This is a genomic window from Brachybacterium endophyticum, assembly GCF_003130585.1.
GTDB lineage: Bacteria > Actinomycetota > Actinomycetes > Actinomycetales > Dermabacteraceae > Brachybacterium > Brachybacterium endophyticum.
Genome location: NZ_QFKX01000005.1, coordinates 298,785 through 314,535 on the forward strand (window position 1 = coordinate 298,785; position 15,751 = coordinate 314,535).

Here is a 15,751-nt window from a genome sequence, read left to right on the forward strand (position 1 = left end):
GCCTAGGGATCCGAGAGGCCGCACTCCAAGCGCTCCGACATGCGCCGTCACATCCCTGGCACGGATACCATCGGCCGGGGTATGAGCGGGAAGAGGGCGCTCTACCCGCCGCCCGCCACCTGCCACCTGCCGTCCGTCCCGTCGTCGAGGAGTCAGTTCCCATGCCGCGAGCGTCACGCCGCTCTGCCCCGTCCGTCGAGGTCCGTGAGCCCTACGAGCACCCCAGCGGCGCTCGGGCTCCTGAGCTGCCGTCGCAGGTCGTCCCCGGTCACGTGGCCGTGGTGATGGACGGCAACGGCCGCTGGGCGAACCAGCGGGGCCTGCCGCGCACGGCGGGTCACGAAGCCGGGGAGGCGGCTCTGCTCGACGTCGTCGCCGGTGCCCTGCAGATCGGCGTCACCCACCTGTCGGCCTATGCCTTCTCGACCGAGAACTGGAAGCGCTCCCCGGACGAGGTGCGATTCCTCATGGGATTCTCCCGTGACGTGCTGCGACGCCAGCGTGACACCCTGCACTCCTGGGGAGTGAGGATCCGCTGGGTGGGGCGGGAGCAGAAGCTGTGGAGCTCGGTCATCAAGGAGCTCAAGGAGGCCGAGCGGCTGACGGAGGCCAACACGCGCATGACGCTGTACATGTGCGTGAACCACGGCGGTCGCGCCGAGATCGTCGACGGGATCCGCGAGATCGCGGCACGGGCCCGAGAGGGCCGACTGAGCCCGCGGGCGATCACGGAGTCGTCCTTCCGTCGCTACCTGAGCGATCCGGAGATGCCCGACGTGGACCTCTTCCTGCGCACGAGCGGGGAGCAGCGCACCTCGAACTTCCTGCTCTGGGAGGCCGCCTACGCCGAGCTGGTGTTCGTCCCCGAGCTCTGGCCGGACGTGGACCGGCGCGTGCTGTGGCGCGCGATCACGGAGTACGCGAGGCGGGATCGTCGCTACGGGGGAGCGATCGACCTCGCATCCCAGCAGGCCCCGGAGGATCCGCAGGACTGACGACCTCCTGCTCGGCGCCTTCCTCGGCGCGGCGACGGCGCCGACGGCGGACCAGCCCCAGCACGACGGCCAGGACGATGACGAGCACGAGCACGGCCACCCAGGGGCTGACCAGGAACAGCTCGATCCATGCGACGACGACCGCGAGCCCCACGGTCGCGTAGATCAGCGCCCAGGCGAAACCGCCGACCACCAGCGCCGGAAGGTAACGCACGAGCGGCATCCGGGTGAGCCCGGCGGAGAGGTTCGCGGCCGTCTGGAAGCCGATGGTCAGGAAGCTGAGGGCGACGACCGGCGCGCCGTATCGGTTGACGATGCCGATCGCCCGCTCGACCGAGGGGCTCTCGACCAGGCGGGCCAGGCGCCCGCGGTGCGCCAGGCGGTGGGCTCCCCGTCCCAGCAGGTACGTGCCGCCGGCGCGGCACAGCACGACCAACCACAGCAGCGCCACGCCGGGCACCAGGGGCAGGGAGAGGATCCAGTCGATCACTCCGTCACTCCTGCGGCTCCCCGCGGGCGGATGCACCGCGCGCCGTGTCGGCGTGCGAAGGACACAGGCCGAAGATCTCCATGGTGTGGTCGATGTCGACGAAGCCGTGCTCGTCGGCGACCCGGTGCGCCCAGTCCTCGACCTGCGGGGCCTGGAACTCGACCGTGCGTCCGCACTCCCGGCACACCAGGTGGTGATGGTGGCTGCTCTGCGCGCACTGGCGATAGATCGACTCGCCGTCGTCGGTCACCAGGACGTCGACCTGACCGCCGTGGGCCATCGACTGCAGGTTGCGGTACACGGTGGCCAGCCCCACGGTCTCGCCCTCGGCCCGCATCTGCTCGTGGATCTGCTGGGCGCTGCGGAAGTCGTCCTGCCGGCCCAGCGCGTCGAGGATCGCGGTGCGCTGCCGGGTGTTTCGCTGCATGGGAGCCATTGTCACAGGTGTCGATGGTGTGTGGACAGGTGCCGGTCCGGCTCCTGCGCCCCGCCGCCGGTGCCCGCCGCGCCGCGGCCGCGCAGACGCTGGACGACGGGGCGGATCACCAGCCCCAGTACGTAGAAGGCGATCGTCAGCAGCACGATCACACCACCCGGCGGGAGGTCCACGTAGGCGGTCAGCACGAGCCCGCCCAGGCTGCACACGACCGCGATGGCCATGGCCGTGCGCATCGTCCGGGTGAAGCCGACCACCACGCTCTGCGCGGCGGCCACCGGCACGATCATCAGGGCCGAGACCATCAGGGCGCCCACGATCCGCATCGCGAGGGTCACGGTCAGCGCCGCGATGACGGCGATCAGGATGTTCATCGCGCGCACCGGCAGTCCGGAGGCGCGCGCGAACTCCTCGTCGCCGGTGACGGTGTACAGCACGCGGCTGAGGCCGATCCCGACCACCATCACGATCACGGCGAGCACGACGGCGATCACCAGATCGGTCGAGGTGACGGTGGCGAGCGAGCCGAACAGGTAGCCCATCAGGCTCTGGGAGCCGCCGCCCGCCAGCTGGATGATGACGACACCGCCTGCGATGCCCCCGTAGAAGAGGATCGCGAGGGCGACGTCGCGGCTGGTGTGGCCGACCTCGCGGACGATCTCGATGACGACCGCGCCGACCACGGAGGCGACCAGCGCCCCGGGGATGGCGAGCAGGTCCTGCGGGGAGGCGCTGATCCAGGCGCCGACAAGCCAGCCCACCGCCACGCCGGTCAGGGCGACGTGGCCCAGCCCGTCACCCAGCAGTGAGAGCCGCTTCTGGACCAGGTAGGTGCCCACGATCGGGGCGGTGAGGCCGATCAGGACGGCGATGATCAGCGGGTAGCGCATGATCTCGCTGGTCAGCAGCTGCCAGGGAGTGATGGTCACGGGTGGATCTCCTGTCCCAGGCAGTCCTCGGGGAGGGCGCTGTGGTCGTGGCCGGGGTCGAACAGCGGGCGCTGCTCGGGCGGGCCGTCGTGGACGACGCGCCCGCGGTCCAGGACCACCGCACGGCGGATCCCCTCGCTGAGCGGCCCGAGCTCGTGCAGGACGACGACCACGGTGGTACCGCGCTGGGCGAGCCGGCGGAAGATCGCGGCGATCGACTCCTGGGTGGACACGTCCACCCCGGAGAACGGCTCGTCCAGCACGAGCAGCTGCGGCGAGCGCACGAGGGCGCGAGCGATCATCACGCGCTGACGCTGCCCGCCGGACATCTGCGTGACCGGGCGCTCGGCCTGGTCGCGGAGGCCGACGTCGGCCAGCAGGGAGTTGACGCGCGGGTCCCGCAGCCGGGAGAACCAGCGGCCCGGACCCAGCAGGCCGGTGGCCACGGTCTCCCGCGCGGTCGCCGGGATCGATCCCGATTCGGCGGAGAACTGCGGGACGTAGCCGATGCGAGCGCGGATACGCCGCTCCCGCACGGGCCGACCGAAGAGGTGGACCGAGCCGGCGCTGATCGACTGCACGCCGACCATCGCGCGCAGCAGGGTCGACTTGCCCGAGCCGTTGGCGCCCAGCAGGCCGACCAGCTCGCCGGGGGCGACGTCGAGCGAGACGCCGTGCAGCACCGGGGCGCCTCCGAGGTCGACCCCGAGGTCGCGGATCCGGACGGCCGGGGTCTCGTCCTCGCTCATGACCAGCTCTCCACGAGCTTGCGGCAGTTCTCACGCATGACCGCAGGGTAGTCCGCCTTCTCGGACAGCTGGGTCTCGAGGTTGTCGAGCTCCTCGGCCTTCGCGCCCACGTTCTCGGCGAGGGTCTCGGCGACCTTCGGGGACGCGGTGGTCTCGAAGAAGACCGTGCTCACGTGCTGCTCGCGGATGACCTTCTGCAGCTGCAGGAGGCGCTTGGGGGAGGGCTCGACCTCGGGATCGATCCCGGTGATGCCGATCTGTTCGAGGCCGTAGCGGTCGGCGAGGTAGGCGAAGGCCGTGTGGCTGGTCACGAACGGCTTCTTCCCCGACACCTCGTCGAAGGTCTTCTCGAGTTCGGCATCGAGGTCCTCGAACCGCTGCCGTGCTGCGGTGCCGGCCTTGGTGTAGGCGTCGGCGTTGTCGGCGTCGGCCGAGGCGAGACGCTCACCGATCGCCTCCGCGACCTTCCCCAGTCGCGCCGGGTCGTTCCAGAAGTGCGGGTCCAGGTCCCCGTGGGCGTGCTCGTGCCCGCCGTCCTCGGAGGAGTGGTCCTCGCCCCCGTGCTCGTCACCCCCGTGGGTGTGGGCGTCCTCCTCACCGCCGTGGAGCATCGTGACCACCGAGGAGATGTCCAGCGCCTTGTCCGTGAGGTCCTTGGAGGAGATCGCGTCGTCCAGGGAGGCCTGGAAGCCGGGGATCTGGAGGATCAGGGCGGCCTGCTCGACCTGCGCGACCTGGGCGACGGAGAGCTCGATGTCGTGGGGGTCGACCCCGGGCTGCGCGAGGCTCACGACCTCCGCGAGATCTCCGGCGACCTGCTGGGCGGCGTAGGTCAGGCCGTAGCACCCGGTGATGACGACCGGCTTCCCGCTGCCGCCCGCGCCCCCGTCGCCGCAGGCACCGAGCGCCAGGCCGCCCACGCCGATGCCGGCGAGCGTCAGGAGCGAGCGACGGGAAGGGCGGGGGACAGGGGGCGAATCGAACATGAGACTGATTATCAAGTGTGGGTCGCGCATCTCGCAAGGCGGGCGCAGCGCTTGTGGTGAGCATCGCGGATATGCTGGGCGCTCGTCCCGGCCCACCCCGAGCGCCGCCCGTCCCGGCGGACCCCGCCGCGAGCGGCACGGGAGGCCATCACCGTCGCATCGCAGGAGTTCCACCGTGGCCAAGGCCCCCGCCAGCACCCTGGACAACGTCATCGCCCTCGCCAAGAAGCGCGGATTCGTGTTCCCCTCGGGTGACATCTACGGCGGTACCCGCTCCGCATGGGACTACGGGCCCCTGGGTGTCGAACTGAAGGAGAACATCCGCCGCCAGTGGTGGAGGACGTTCGTGCAGGGGCGCGAGGACATGGTCGGCCTCGACTCCGCGATCATCCTCCCCACCCGCGTCTGGGAGGCCTCGGAGCACGTCAAGACCTTCACCGACCCGCTGGTGGAGTGCCGCAGCTGCCACAGCCGCTTCCGCGAGGACCACCTGCTGGAGGCCTTCGAGGAGAAGAAGGGGCGCGCCCCCGAGGGCGGCCTCGCCGAGGTGCCCTGCCCCAACTGCGGGACGCGTGGGGAGTTCACCGAGCCCCAGCAGTTCTCGGGTCTGATGAAGACCTACCTGGGCGCCGTCGACAACGAGTCCGGGCTGCACTACCTGCGCCCCGAGACGGCCCAGGGCATCTTCGTGAACTTCCTGAACGTGGTGACGGCAGCGCGACAGAAGCCGCCCTTCGGCATCGGCCAGGTCGGCAAGGCCTTCCGCAACGAGATCACCCCCGGCAACTTCATCTTCCGCACCCGCGAGTTCGAGCAGATGGAGATCGAGTTCTTCACCCCGCCGGCCGACGCGCAGGAGTGGTTCGACCGCTGGGTCGAGGACTGCTGGAACTGGTTCGTGGACCTGGGCATCGACCCCGACCACATGCGCCGTCTCGAGGTCCCCGAGGAGGACCGCGCCCACTACTCCGACGGCACCATCGACATCGAGTACAGCTTCGGCTTCCAGGGCTCCCAGTGGGGCGAGCTGATGGGCATCGCCAACCGGACAGACTTCGACCTGGGCCGTCACACCGAGGTCTCGGGCACCAAGATGCAGTACTTCGACCAGGCGAACGACGAGCGCTACACCCCGTACGTCATCGAGCCGAGCTTCGGGCTCACCCGATCGATGATGGCCTTCCTCGTGGACGCCTACCGCGAGGACGAGGCGCCCAACACCAAGGGCGGCGTCGACAAGCGCACGGTCCTCGGACTCGATCCCCGGCTCGCGCCGGTCAAGGTCGCCGTGCTGCCGCTGTCCAAGAGCGAGGACCTGGTCCCGCGCGCGAAGGCCCTGGCCGACGAGCTGCGCGGCCTGTGGAACGTGGAGGTCGACGTCTCCCAGGCGATCGGTCGCCGCTACCGCCGTCAGGACGAGATCGGGACGCCGTTCTGCGTGACGGTCGACTTCGACACCGCCGAGGACCAGGCCGTGACGATCCGCGAGCGCGACTCGATGGAGCAGAGCCGCGTCGCCCTCACCGAGGTCAAGGGCTTCCTGGCCCAGCGGCTCGCGGGAGCCTGAGACCGGGCTGCCCGGGGCCGGCAACGGTCGGCCCCGGGCAGGATCCGGCCCCGCGCTGTGCGGGGCCGGTCCGGTCAGGACCAGGCGGCTCGCAGCAGCGGCGCGACGGACTCCGCGAAGGTCGAGGCGAGACGCCGGACCACCGGGTAGGGATGACCGAAGGGCAGCGCGAGCACCGTCTCGTCCGCCGCCTGCAGCGCCACGTCCTCGGCGAGGAAGCGGGCGACCTCCTCGGGGTCGCCCGCGACCACGCGCCCGAAGGCCGCGGGGCGCCCGCCGATCACGGCCGTGCCCTCGCGCATCGCCTGCTGGCGGTCGCGATCGCGCGCGATCAGGTCCTCGAGCCCCTCGAGGTCCGCGGGATCGATGGCAGGGAGCATCTGGCGGCTGGCGGAGACGTGTCCCGCCCCGTGCCCGGACGCCCGGCTCGCCGCCCGGTAGGCCTCGATGAGCTCCGCCTGCAGTTCCTCGAAGGACCGTCCGGAATCGTCGGCCGGCTGCAGGGTCGAGACCTGCAGACCGATCCCCAGCCGCCCCGCGCGCTCTGCACTCGTGATCGAGCCGGCGCCGTAGGCGATGCGTGAGCGCAGGCCGGGCGCCTGCGGTCGCACACGCAGGGGAGTGCCCACCGCCTCCGTCTCGAAGAACTCGTCGGCCGTGGCGACGACCTCGCCGTCGACGAAGGAGAGCAGGTCCGCCAGGACGCTGTCCACGCGGGCACGGACGTCCCCCTCGAGGCTCCCGTAGGCCCGCTCGTTGACGGCGTCCTGCTTCGCGTAGCCCGAGCCGACGCCCATGTAGAGGCGACCGCCGCTGAGAAGGTCGACGCTCGCCGCGTCCTCCGCGAGCCTGCCCGGCTGCTCGAAGCGCAGCGGGATCAAGGCCGTGCCCAACGTCATCGTGCTGGTGCGCTGGGAGGCGGCGGCGAGGAACGGCAGGGGAGAGGAGAGGTAGTCCTGCAAGTGGCGGTGCCGCACGTATCCGGCATCGATGCCCAGGTCCTCCATCCGCTCGAAGAGGTCGAGTCCGTCGTCCAGACCCTGCGACCGTGCCCGGGCGATGCCGGTGTGGTCGACGAAGGCGAGGATGCCGAGCTTCCTCGCTGTGGGGGACGAGGCCTCAGCGGAGGACGAGAGGCCGTAGGGGTCGGGGGAGTCGTGGGCGTCGCGGGGCACAGGGCCTCCCGGGGAGAGGGGACGGTGACAGGACGCGGGGGCGCCTCGTCACGCTGGGCAGCCCCATCATCCTCCCGACCGGCCGCCCCCGCGTCCCTCCCCAGGCGCACCCGATGCACATCACCCCCCGGACCTCTCCCGAAGCCGCGCGGGGGATGGGACAATCGGCGGTGATGACCACGTTCGATGTTCCGCCCACCGTCCCCGACACCGTGCAGGCCATGGCGGGAACGCCCCCTGTCGCAGGCTCCTCCGCGGGAGCCCCGGCAGCCTCTCGGCGAACCCTCACGATCGGCCCGCACACCGTCGACACGCCCGTCGTGCTCGCCCCGATGGCGGGCATCACGAACATGGCCTTCCGGCTGCTGTGCCGCGAGTTCGGTGCCCTCCACTCCCAGGACGACGGCGGCCTGTACGTCTCCGAGATGGTGACGTCCCGCGCCCTGGTCGAGGACCATGCGGAGTCCTGGCGCCTGGTGACGATGGGCGAGCGCGAGACACCCCGCTCCGTCCAGCTCTACGGGGTGGACCCGACCACGGTGCGCCGCGCCGTCGAGATGCTCGTGGAGCGGGACCGCGCCGACCACATCGACCTCAACTTCGGCTGCCCGGTGCCCAAGGTGACCCGGCGCGGGGGCGGCGGGATCCTGCCCTGGAAGACCGAGCTGTTCACGCGCATCGTCCGCGGGGCGGTCGAGGCGGCGGGCGACGTTCCGGTGACCGTGAAGACGCGGATGGGCATCGACGAGGACCACCTGACGTACCGCGACGCGGGCCTGATCGCCCAGGAGGTCGGCGCCGCATCGATCGCGCTGCACGGGCGCACCGTCGTCCAGCACTACAGCGGCCAGGCGAACTGGGACGCCATCTCCGACCTCAAGGAGTTGGTCACGGACATCCCCGTGCTCGGCAACGGCGACATCTGGTCGGCCGAGGACGCCCTGCGCATGGTCGAGCAGACCGGGGCCGACGGCGTCGTCGTCGGACGTGGCTGCCAGGGTCGGCCCTGGTTGTTCGCCGATCTCGCCGCGGGCTTCGCGGGACTGCCCGACCGCATCACCCCGGACCTCGGCCACGTCTGCCGGACCATGCGCCGTCACGGCGAGCTCCTCGTGGAGTTCTTCGAGGACGAGGGCCGTGGCATGCGGGATCTGCGCAAGCACGTCGCCTGGTACTTCAAGGGGTACCCCGTGGGCGGCGAGATGCGGCACCGCCTCGCGACCGTGGAGTCCCTCGCCGATCTCGACGCCAAGCTCGCCGACCTGGACTGGGACGCCCCGTACCCGGGCGCGGACGCCGAGGGCCCGCGCGGACGCGCCGGGACCCCGAAGAAGGCGCACTGCCCCGAGGGCTGGATGGACTCCCGCGAGCTCTCCGACGAGCACCGTGCCCGCCTCCACGAGGCCGAGCTGGACACCTCGGGAGGATGAGCCCGTCCGTGGAGAATCCGACGCACCGGCGGGCGACCGAGTGCCCGGCCCCCGGTGAGCGGGCGACCCCGCCCGCCGGCTACGGCCCCGAGGACCTGGAGCGCTGGGGCCAGGAGCCGCCGAAGTCGAACTCGCGCACGCCGTTCCAGCGCGACCGCGCCCGCGTGCTGCACTCCTCGGCGCTGCGGCGCCTCGGTGCGAAGACCCAGGTGCTGGGCGCCGGGGCCAACGACTTCGTCCGCACCCGGCTCACGCACTCCCTCGAGGTGGCCCAGGTGGGCCGTGACATCGGTGCCGAGCTGGGCTGCGACCCGGATGTCGTCGACGCCGCCTGCCTCTCGCACGACCTCGGCCACCCGCCCTTCGGCCACAACGGCGAGAAGGTGCTGGACCGGCTCGCCGACGACATCGGCGGCTTCGAGGGCAACGCCCAGACCCTGCGTCTGCTGACCCGCCTCGAGCCGAAGATCATCGGGAGCGCACGCCCCTACGGACTGAACCTGAGCCGGGCCGCTCTCGACGCCGCGATCAAGTACCCCTGGCGCCGCGGGGAGGGACCGGATCCGACCTCCGCGAAGTTCTGCGTCTACCCCGACGACGTCGACGTCTTCGCGTGGGCTCGCTCCGGCGCCCCGGGCATGCGCAAGTGCTCCGAGGCGCAGGTGATGGACATCAGCGACGACATCGCCTACTCGGTCCACGACATCGAGGACGCCGTCACCGGGGGAGCCCTGGACCTCTCACGCCTGGCCGAGCCGATGGAGCGCGCCGCCGCCCTGTTCGTCGTCCAGGACTGGTACACCCCCGAGGACCCCATCGAGGTGCTCGACGAGGCCCTGCACCGTCTCGAGTCCCAGCCCTGGTGGGTGCTCGGCTACTCCGGCTCGATGCGGGATGCGGCAGCGTTGAAGAACATGGCCAGCCAGCTCATCGGCCGCTTCACCGGCGCCGTCGTCGAGGCGACGCGGGAGCGCTTCGGCACCGGGCCGATCGCGCGGTTCGCCGGGGAGGTCGTCGTCCCCGAGGAGACCCGGCTCGAGATCTCCGTCCTCAAGGGCCTCGCGGCGGCCTACGTGATGAGCTCGGCTGCCCAGAGACCCGTCTACGACCAGCAGGAGCAGATCCTGCGCGACCTCCACGCCCATCTGTGGAACACCGGCAGCGTGCATCTCAGCCCCCTGTTCGCCGAACTCTGGGAGGATGCCGAGGACGACACCGCGCGCCGCCGCGTGATCGTCGACCAGATCGCCTCGTTCACCGACGTCACGGCCCGGCGCCTGCACGAGTCGCTGTACCGGGGCGGGACCACGCACGTGACCGCGGCCGACACCCCGCTCCCGGGCCTGGGGTCCGATCTGTGAGCGGGAGGAGCAGTCGATGAGCCAGGGCAGGATCCGACGCGAGGACGTCGAGAAGGTCCGTGAGGCCGCGCGCCTGGACGAGGTCGTCGGCGAGCACGTCACCCTGCGCAGCGGCGGCATCGGCTCGATGAAGGGTCTGTGCCCCTTCCACGACGAGAAGACCCCCAGCTTCAACATCCGCCCCCAGCTCGGCCACTGGCACTGCTTCGGCTGCGGCGAGGGCGGGGACGTCATCTCCTTCGTCCAGAAGATCGACAACCTCAGCTTCGTCGAGGCCGTCGAGATGCTCGCAGGACGCTTCGGCGTCGAGCTCCGCTACGAGGAGTCCGGCGGCGGGCGCGGCGACCGCCCCGACTTCGGCACCCGCCAGCGGCTGCTGGATGCCCATGCGATCGCCGAGGAGTACTTCCGCGAGCAGCTCGCCACGCCCAGCGCCCAGGTGGGCCGCCGGTTCCTCGCCGAGCGCGGTTTCGACCGCGAGGCCGCCGACCGCTTCGGCGTCGGCTTCGCCCCCGAGGGCTGGGACAGCCTGATGAAGCATCTGCGCGGTCGCGGCTTCACCGAGCCCGAGCTGACCGCGAGCGGTCTGGTCTCCCAGGGCCAGCGCGGCGTCTACGACCGCTTCCGGGGGCGGCTGGTCTGGCCCATCCGGGACGTCACCGGGAAGACCATCGGCTTCGGCGCCCGCCGGCTGCTGGAGAGCGACCAGGGCCCGAAGTACCTCAACACCCCCGAGACGCCGATCTACCACAAGTCCCAGGTGCTCTACGGGCTCGACCTCGCTCGCAAGGAGATCTCCTCCCAGCACCGCGTGGTCGTCGTCGAGGGGTACACCGACGTGATGGCCGCCCACCTCGCGGGCGTCACCACGGCCGTGGCGAGCTGCGGCACCTCGTTCGGCTCCGAGCACGTCAAGGTGGTGCGGCGGATCATGGGGGACACCAATCCCTCGTCCGCCCTGCGCTTGAACGCCGACGGCCGCGGCCTGGGCGGCGAGGTGGTCTTCACCTTCGACGGCGACGCCGCCGGGCAGAAGGCGGCGCTGCGCGCCTTCGAGGAGGACCAGCGGTTCGTCGCCCAGACGTTCGTCGCCGTCGAGCCGGGCGGCATGGATCCCTGCGAGCTGCGCATCGCTCAGGGCGACGCGGCCGTGCGCGATCTCATCGAGACCCGCAAGCCGCTGTTCGAGTTCGCGATCCGCTCGGTCCTCGCCCAGGTCGATCTCGACACGGTCGAGGGGCAGGTCTCGGGGCTGCGGATGGCTGCGCCCGTCATCGCGCGGATCCGCGACCGGGCGATGCGTCCCGAGTATGCGCGGCGCCTGGCGGGGTGGCTGGGGATGGACGAGCGCACGGTGCTGCGGGCCGTCCACGACGCCGCCCGCACGTCCGCGCAGGAGGGACGGCACGCCGAACGCCCCGGCGAACCCGTCGGCTCGCCGTCCGGATCCGCCGGGAGCGCCTCGGGGGCCGGGCATCCCTCGGCGTCGGGCGGGGCGGGTCAGGGCCCGGCCGACGGCCCCGCCCCGATGATGCGTCTGGCCGACGTGGTCAGCCGCCGCGACCCCGTCGGACAGGTGGAGATCCAGTCGCTCGCGGTGATGCTCCAGGTCCCGCAGATGCTCGAGACCGAGCGCGTCGGCGCGCTGCCCGACGACTCCTTCCACGTCCCCGCTCTGCAGGGCGTGTGGGACGTGCTGCTGGCCACCGGCACCCTGCTGGACGCCGTCGAGGGCAGCCTGGGGCCAGCGCGCTTCATCGACCAGGTGCTCGAGATCGCCGGGGAGACGGTGCGACCGCTCGTGATCGAGCTGGCGAACCTCGCCCTGCCCGCTCGCGACGAACAGGATCTGCAGCGCCTGGCGACCTCGCTCCTGGACCGCCTCACCGAGCTGTCGATCACGCGGGAGTTCTCCGTGCTGCGCCAGCGTCTCCAGCGCACCGACGCGGGCGCCGACCCCGAGGAGTACCAGCGCATCCTCGGCCAGCTGACGGCAGCCCAGGAACGCCGCCGCGCCCTGCACGCCCGCGACGAGTAGACCTCCCGGCCGCCGGGGTCAGACCAGCGGTGGCGCGGTCTGCACCTCGCGGATGGCGGGCCGACCCTCGTAGTCCACGCCCGGGAAGCGTCCGAACTGGTTCGTGGTGCCCCCGGGCCTGTTCGCGTCGGCGGCCTCGAGCAGGGACAGAGCCTGCTCGGGCGTCGGGTAGCGATCGGAGAACGTGCTGCCCGAGGGCAGCGCGCCGACGAACCAGGCGCCCCGCGCCTCGCCGAACAGGCCCGGGCGGAACCAGAGATGGCCGGCACGACTCCGGTCCCGCAGGGCGTGGGTGCGCCAGGTGGTGATCGGGTGGTTCGCCTGCCAGTTGACGATGTGCAGCCAGAGGCCCTTCTCGGTCGCCGCGCGATCCGCGAGCTCGTTGACGTTGACGTCGGCGTTGAGGTACTTGCCGGCGCCCAGCACCGCCATCACGCCGGGGGCGCCCTGCGGGCAGAACGCGTAACCGAAGTTGTCGGCCGTGTACTCCTGGGAGCGTGAGAACGCCGTTCCCAGCAGCGGCACACGCGCGAGGATGTTGGTGAACAGCAGGCGGAAGTAGGAGACGTGCCCGGCGGCGAGGTGACCGACCTCGTGGCCGATCACGAAGCGCAGCGCGTCGGGATCGCGCACGGCGCCGCCCACCTCGAACATGTCGGAGTAGACGACCACGAAGCGCCGGAACCCGTGTCCCGAGGCGAACGCGTTGATCATGCCGTTCCCGAGCAGGACGTAGGCGTCGGGCACGCGCCGCATGCCGTGGTGACGCGCCGCCTCGGCCACCATCCGATAGCCCTCGGGGAATTGGGTGGGGCTCATGCGCACACCCTGGGCCCGCTGCTGGGCGTAGAGCAACGCGCGCTGGATCCACAGCAGCAGAGGCAGGAGCATGACCAGGGCGAACAGCTGGATGACGAGCGATCCGAACGGGCCGGTCTGCAGATCCAGGAGGGTCGGTCCCTGACCGCGGATCGCGTTGACGATGCTCATGATCACCAGGCCCAGCCAGAGCAGGTAGGAGAGCAAGGTGACGACGACCCCCACGGCCAGCAGCGGGATCTCCCACGGATGGCGCATGCCGCGCTGACCGAACAGCCCGTGGCGGGTCGATCCGTTCACGAGGTTCGGTCCGGCGGGAGCGCCGGGGCCGGCCGGGCCGACCAGGCCGTTGGGAGCCGCGGGGCTGCCTTCGCTCGGAGTCGGGGGAGGGCCGGGTGGCAGAGGCGGCTGTGTCATGGTGACTCCTCACGACGTCATGTGCGGCCTGCGCGGGAGGATGCAGGATCAGCTCACGGTAGCCCCGCAGTCCCTCGCCAGGGTGCAGACGATCGTCGATGACGTTCCCAGGGGACTGCGACGTGGGGATGACCCGTCCGCAGGGCCGGTGCCGAGCGGGCGAGCGGGGCCCGGACTCAGTCCGATCCGAGCAGATCGGGGTCGCGGGCGAGACGGACGAGGGCCGCGTCCAGCGCGGCGAGCTCCTCTCCGTCGACGAGGCGGGCGAGCTCCTCGACGTCCTCGGGGAGCCCTGCGACCCGCGCTCCTTCGTGCACGAGGGGGTCGGCGTAGGGGCGGACGGAGGGCCAGACCTGCTGTGCCTCACGCAGGAAGATGGAGGCGCCCGTCGGGCCGATGCCCTGGAACTCCTGCAGCAGCTTCTTCACCCGCCCGACGTCGCCGCCCGCCTCCTCGCGCAGGCCACGCAAGTCCCCGTCCCAGCGATCCTGGAGAAGGGTCGCGGCGTCCTCGAGGCGAGTCGCGGTGGACTCGTCGTAGCGCCGGTAGCCCCCGCGGCCGAGTGCGTCGACGCGCTGCTGCCACGTGCTGTCGAGGAGGTGCTCTGGTGTGCGCCAGCCGGCTGCCCAGAGCTCCCGCGCGGTCGCCAGGGCGATGTCCGAGCTGATCCGCGTCGAGAGCAGCAGGGCGAGGACCAGCAGCTGCCACAGCGGCGAGGGCTTGTCACGCAGGGTGATGCCCGCCTCCGCGGCGAAGGTGGTGCCGTGCTGCTCGAGCAGCCGCTGGGCGATCCGTCGCTGCTCCGCTGTGCCGTGGGAAGCCATGCGGCCACGGTAGCGAGATCGGCGGTGATGGTGAAGGGGTGCGGCGCCGTGGTGGACTGCTCCGGGGGAGGGTCGCTCACCTCAGACGCGGAACCTGACGTCGATCGTGTAGCTCTTCTTCTCACCGGGCTCGAGCACCGGGAGGGTACCGTCCTCTTCGGCTCGCGCCCGTCCGGTCATGGTCGGGCAGTTCGCGGGCTCGATGCCGAGCACGTACTGCTGGTGCCGCAGCACCTTCCAACTGTGCATCCAGGGCAGTGTGCCGGTGTCGAACGCGATCTCGAGCCTGACCCCGGTCATGTAGTTCTCAGCCGTCACCACGGCACGTTCCGCCTCGGGCAGGGCGTGGAGGAACACGAGGTTGCGGGCGTCCGCACGCGGCTGGGCCAGCGAGTTCCACGGGGTGCCAGCCTCGAGGGCCTCGGTGTACGCGGGGGTGACCGTGGACGAGGGGGAGCGCACGACGGCCTCGGGCCCCCGCAGCGGCCAGCCGAGGTTGCAGTGATAGCGCACCATGTGCGGCTGGGTCCGATCGGATCGGTTCGCGACCACGTCGTGCACGGTGAGGCGGTCGGCCCCGAGCGGGGTGCTGATCGTTCGCCGCACGACGAGGTTCTCCCCGTGAGCGGGGCGCCTTCGAAAGTTCCCGAACGACCGGCGAGTCGAGGATTAAGGCGCGGATGGCCATAGAGTCAAGCACCTTGAACTTGGGCACGTACTTCGACATGTCGAAGTTCCGAACCTCGATCTCCGCCGTGAACTTCACGTTCTTCCCAGAACCGAGTACTGCTCCTGGATGGTATCGATCAGGGGAGTGAAGCCGCTGCTGCGGACGTCCCAGTGGATGCGGAGGTACCCGTTTACCTTCTCGTGGCGGGGGTCGTCTGGGTCCTTGCTTATTCGATCGATCTCTTCGTCGCTGAGCTCGCCGGTCGCGTTGACCTCCTGGTCGTCGCTGAGCGGGTCCTAGTCCTTCGGCGTTGCTCCGGCAGCAGAGGGTCTGCAGGTCCGTCAGGTCGCTGAGGCCACCCTTGGAGACCGGAATGATGTGGTCGATCTCGAGCATGAGATGGGGCTCTGACTCCACGGAGATGCCGCACTTCTGGCATTCGTACCCGGCACGCTGCTTAATCCACTCGCACAGCTACGCGGTCATCAGCGAGCGCTGGCTGGCGAACGACTTCGCCCAGAGGTTCTCCGATCATCCAGTTCGCGGTGGTCTGGACAATGTGCGTGGTGGCGTCCACTTCGGCCTGATGATCCTGACGTCATCCTCTCTCGGCGGTGGATCGGACGCTGCCTCGTCAGAGCGGTAGAGCAGGGGGACGAACCCGACCGAGTACGTTAGCCGGCGTGTGGGCAGCCACTGGATGAATCCCTTGGCGCCGCCGGCCCTATCGGTGCGGATGAGGATCTTCGAGCCCCGCCCGCCGGAGGAGAACAGACCCGGTGGAAGCCGGGCAAGAGCCTCCGCGTCACGCTGATGTGATCAGCGGCCGGCCAGGCCGGTGGCGTGGATCGTGTCGGTCAGCGTG

General features: G+C 70.9%; 13 protein-coding genes and 3 pseudogenes. 5 read left to right on the plus strand and 11 right to left on the minus strand.

From position 1 onward, the window contains the following. Positions 1-161 precede the first annotated feature (161 nt). Positions 162-995, plus strand: a complete 834-nt coding sequence (locus tag DEO23_RS13485) for an isoprenyl transferase (RefSeq protein WP_109276529.1) — start codon at positions 162-164, stop codon at positions 993-995. Here DEO23_RS13485 and DEO23_RS13490 read toward each other — a convergent pair. The 5 genes from DEO23_RS13490 to DEO23_RS13510 are packed head-to-tail and all read right to left on the minus strand — an operon-like array spanning position 910 to position 4,585. Beyond that, positions 910-1,485, minus strand: coding sequence for a DedA family protein (locus DEO23_RS13490; RefSeq protein ID WP_109276530.1), 576 nt, complete (start codon positions 1,483-1,485; stop codon positions 910-912). The genes DEO23_RS13485 and DEO23_RS13490 overlap by 86 nt on opposite strands. Before the next feature lie 4 nt (positions 1,486-1,489). Beyond that, positions 1,490-1,912: a Fur family transcriptional regulator gene (locus DEO23_RS13495; RefSeq protein ID WP_109276594.1), complete on the minus strand. Its 423-nt coding sequence runs from the start codon at positions 1,910-1,912 to the stop codon at positions 1,490-1,492. Positions 1,913-1,923: 11 nt separating this feature from the next. Beyond that, positions 1,924-2,850, minus strand: a complete 927-nt coding sequence (locus tag DEO23_RS13500) for a metal ABC transporter permease (RefSeq protein WP_476695649.1) — start codon at positions 2,848-2,850, stop codon at positions 1,924-1,926. Beyond that, positions 2,847-3,599 (minus strand): metal ABC transporter ATP-binding protein, encoded by a 753-nt coding sequence (locus tag DEO23_RS13505; RefSeq protein ID WP_109276531.1) that lies wholly within the window; start codon positions 3,597-3,599, stop codon positions 2,847-2,849. The genes DEO23_RS13500 and DEO23_RS13505 overlap by 4 nt, the downstream gene beginning before the upstream one ends. Next, on the minus strand, positions 3,596-4,585 hold the full coding sequence (locus tag DEO23_RS13510; protein WP_109276532.1) for a metal ABC transporter substrate-binding protein: 990 nt from the start codon (positions 4,583-4,585) through the stop codon (positions 3,596-3,598). Before DEO23_RS13510 ends, DEO23_RS13505 begins: the two co-directional genes overlap by 4 nt. 175 nt (positions 4,586-4,760) lie before the next feature. Here DEO23_RS13510 and DEO23_RS13515 point away from each other — a divergent pair, with 175 nt between their 5' ends. Then, complete coding sequence (locus DEO23_RS13515) at positions 4,761-6,152, plus strand: glycine--tRNA ligase (protein ID WP_109276533.1); 1,392 nt, start codon at positions 4,761-4,763, stop codon at positions 6,150-6,152. Between the two features lie 74 nt (positions 6,153-6,226). On the opposite strand, the gene DEO23_RS13520 is transcribed toward DEO23_RS13515, so the two are convergent. Beyond that, the gene (locus tag DEO23_RS13520; RefSeq protein WP_240613406.1) at positions 6,227-7,327 is read right to left on the minus strand and encodes an LLM class flavin-dependent oxidoreductase; all 1,101 of its coding nucleotides are present in this window, start codon (positions 7,325-7,327) and stop codon (positions 6,227-6,229) included. A 221-nt stretch (positions 7,328-7,548) separates the two neighbouring features. Here DEO23_RS13520 and dusB point away from each other — a divergent pair, with 221 nt between their 5' ends. Genes dusB through dnaG form a run of 3 tightly spaced genes read left to right on the plus strand, consistent with a single transcriptional unit; the run spans position 7,549 to position 12,156 of the window. Beyond that, on the plus strand, positions 7,549-8,757 hold the full coding sequence (dusB, locus tag DEO23_RS13525) for a tRNA dihydrouridine synthase DusB (protein ID WP_109276597.1): 1,209 nt from the start codon (positions 7,549-7,551) through the stop codon (positions 8,755-8,757). 8 nt (positions 8,758-8,765) lie between these two features. Beyond that, entirely contained in the window at positions 8,766-10,118 is a 1,353-nt protein-coding gene (locus tag DEO23_RS13530) for a deoxyguanosinetriphosphate triphosphohydrolase (protein ID WP_276309459.1), read from the plus strand. Between the two features lie 16 nt (positions 10,119-10,134). Further along, complete coding sequence (dnaG, locus tag DEO23_RS13535) at positions 10,135-12,156, plus strand: DNA primase (RefSeq protein ID WP_109276535.1); 2,022 nt, start codon at positions 10,135-10,137, stop codon at positions 12,154-12,156. Between the two features lie 18 nt (positions 12,157-12,174). Here dnaG and DEO23_RS13540 read toward each other — a convergent pair whose 3' ends face one another. From DEO23_RS13540 to DEO23_RS16635, 5 genes and pseudogenes are all read right to left on the minus strand, one after another. Then, positions 12,175-13,392, minus strand: coding sequence for a M48 family metallopeptidase (locus tag DEO23_RS13540; RefSeq protein ID WP_109276536.1), 1,218 nt, complete (start codon positions 13,390-13,392; stop codon positions 12,175-12,177). A 176-nt stretch (positions 13,393-13,568) separates the two neighbouring features. Then, on the minus strand, positions 13,569-14,216 hold the full coding sequence (locus DEO23_RS13545; RefSeq protein ID WP_109276537.1) for an endonuclease: 648 nt from the start codon (positions 14,214-14,216) through the stop codon (positions 13,569-13,571). An 81-nt stretch (positions 14,217-14,297) separates the two neighbouring features. Further along, positions 14,298-14,852, minus strand: a pseudogene (locus tag DEO23_RS16430) (DUF4432 family protein); the annotation flags it as partial. A 361-nt stretch (positions 14,853-15,213) separates the two neighbouring features. Next, positions 15,214-15,360, minus strand: a pseudogene (locus tag DEO23_RS16630) (HNH endonuclease); the annotation flags it as partial. 183 nt (positions 15,361-15,543) lie between these two features. Next, a pseudogene (locus tag DEO23_RS16635) lies at positions 15,544-15,713 on the minus strand (IS1380 family transposase); the annotation flags it as partial. Between the last annotated feature and the right edge of the window lie 38 nt (positions 15,714-15,751).

What these genes read in the sequence shown, in the direction of transcription:
- DEO23_RS13485 (WP_109276529.1), top strand. Translation starts at nt 162, where the DNA reads ATGCCGCGAGCGTCACGCCGCTCTGCCCCGTCCGTCGAGGTCCGTGAG.
- DEO23_RS13495 (WP_109276594.1), bottom strand. Translation starts at nt 1,912, where the DNA reads ATGCAGCGAAACACCCGGCAGCGCACCGCGATCCTCGACGCGCTGGGC.
- DEO23_RS13505 (WP_109276531.1), bottom strand. Translation starts at nt 3,599, where the DNA reads ATGAGCGAGGACGAGACCCCGGCCGTCCGGATCCGCGACCTCGGGGTC.
- DEO23_RS13510 (WP_109276532.1), bottom strand. Translation starts at nt 4,585, where the DNA reads ATGTTCGATTCGCCCCCTGTCCCCCGCCCTTCCCGTCGCTCGCTCCTG.
- dusB (WP_109276597.1), top strand. Translation starts at nt 7,549, where the DNA reads ATGGCGGGAACGCCCCCTGTCGCAGGCTCCTCCGCGGGAGCCCCGGCA.
- dnaG (WP_109276535.1), top strand. Translation starts at nt 10,135, where the DNA reads ATGAGCCAGGGCAGGATCCGACGCGAGGACGTCGAGAAGGTCCGTGAG.
- DEO23_RS13540 (WP_109276536.1), bottom strand. Translation starts at nt 13,392, where the DNA reads ATGACACAGCCGCCTCTGCCACCCGGCCCTCCCCCGACTCCGAGCGAA.
- DEO23_RS13545 (WP_109276537.1), bottom strand. Translation starts at nt 14,216, where the DNA reads ATGGCTTCCCACGGCACAGCGGAGCAGCGACGGATCGCCCAGCGGCTG.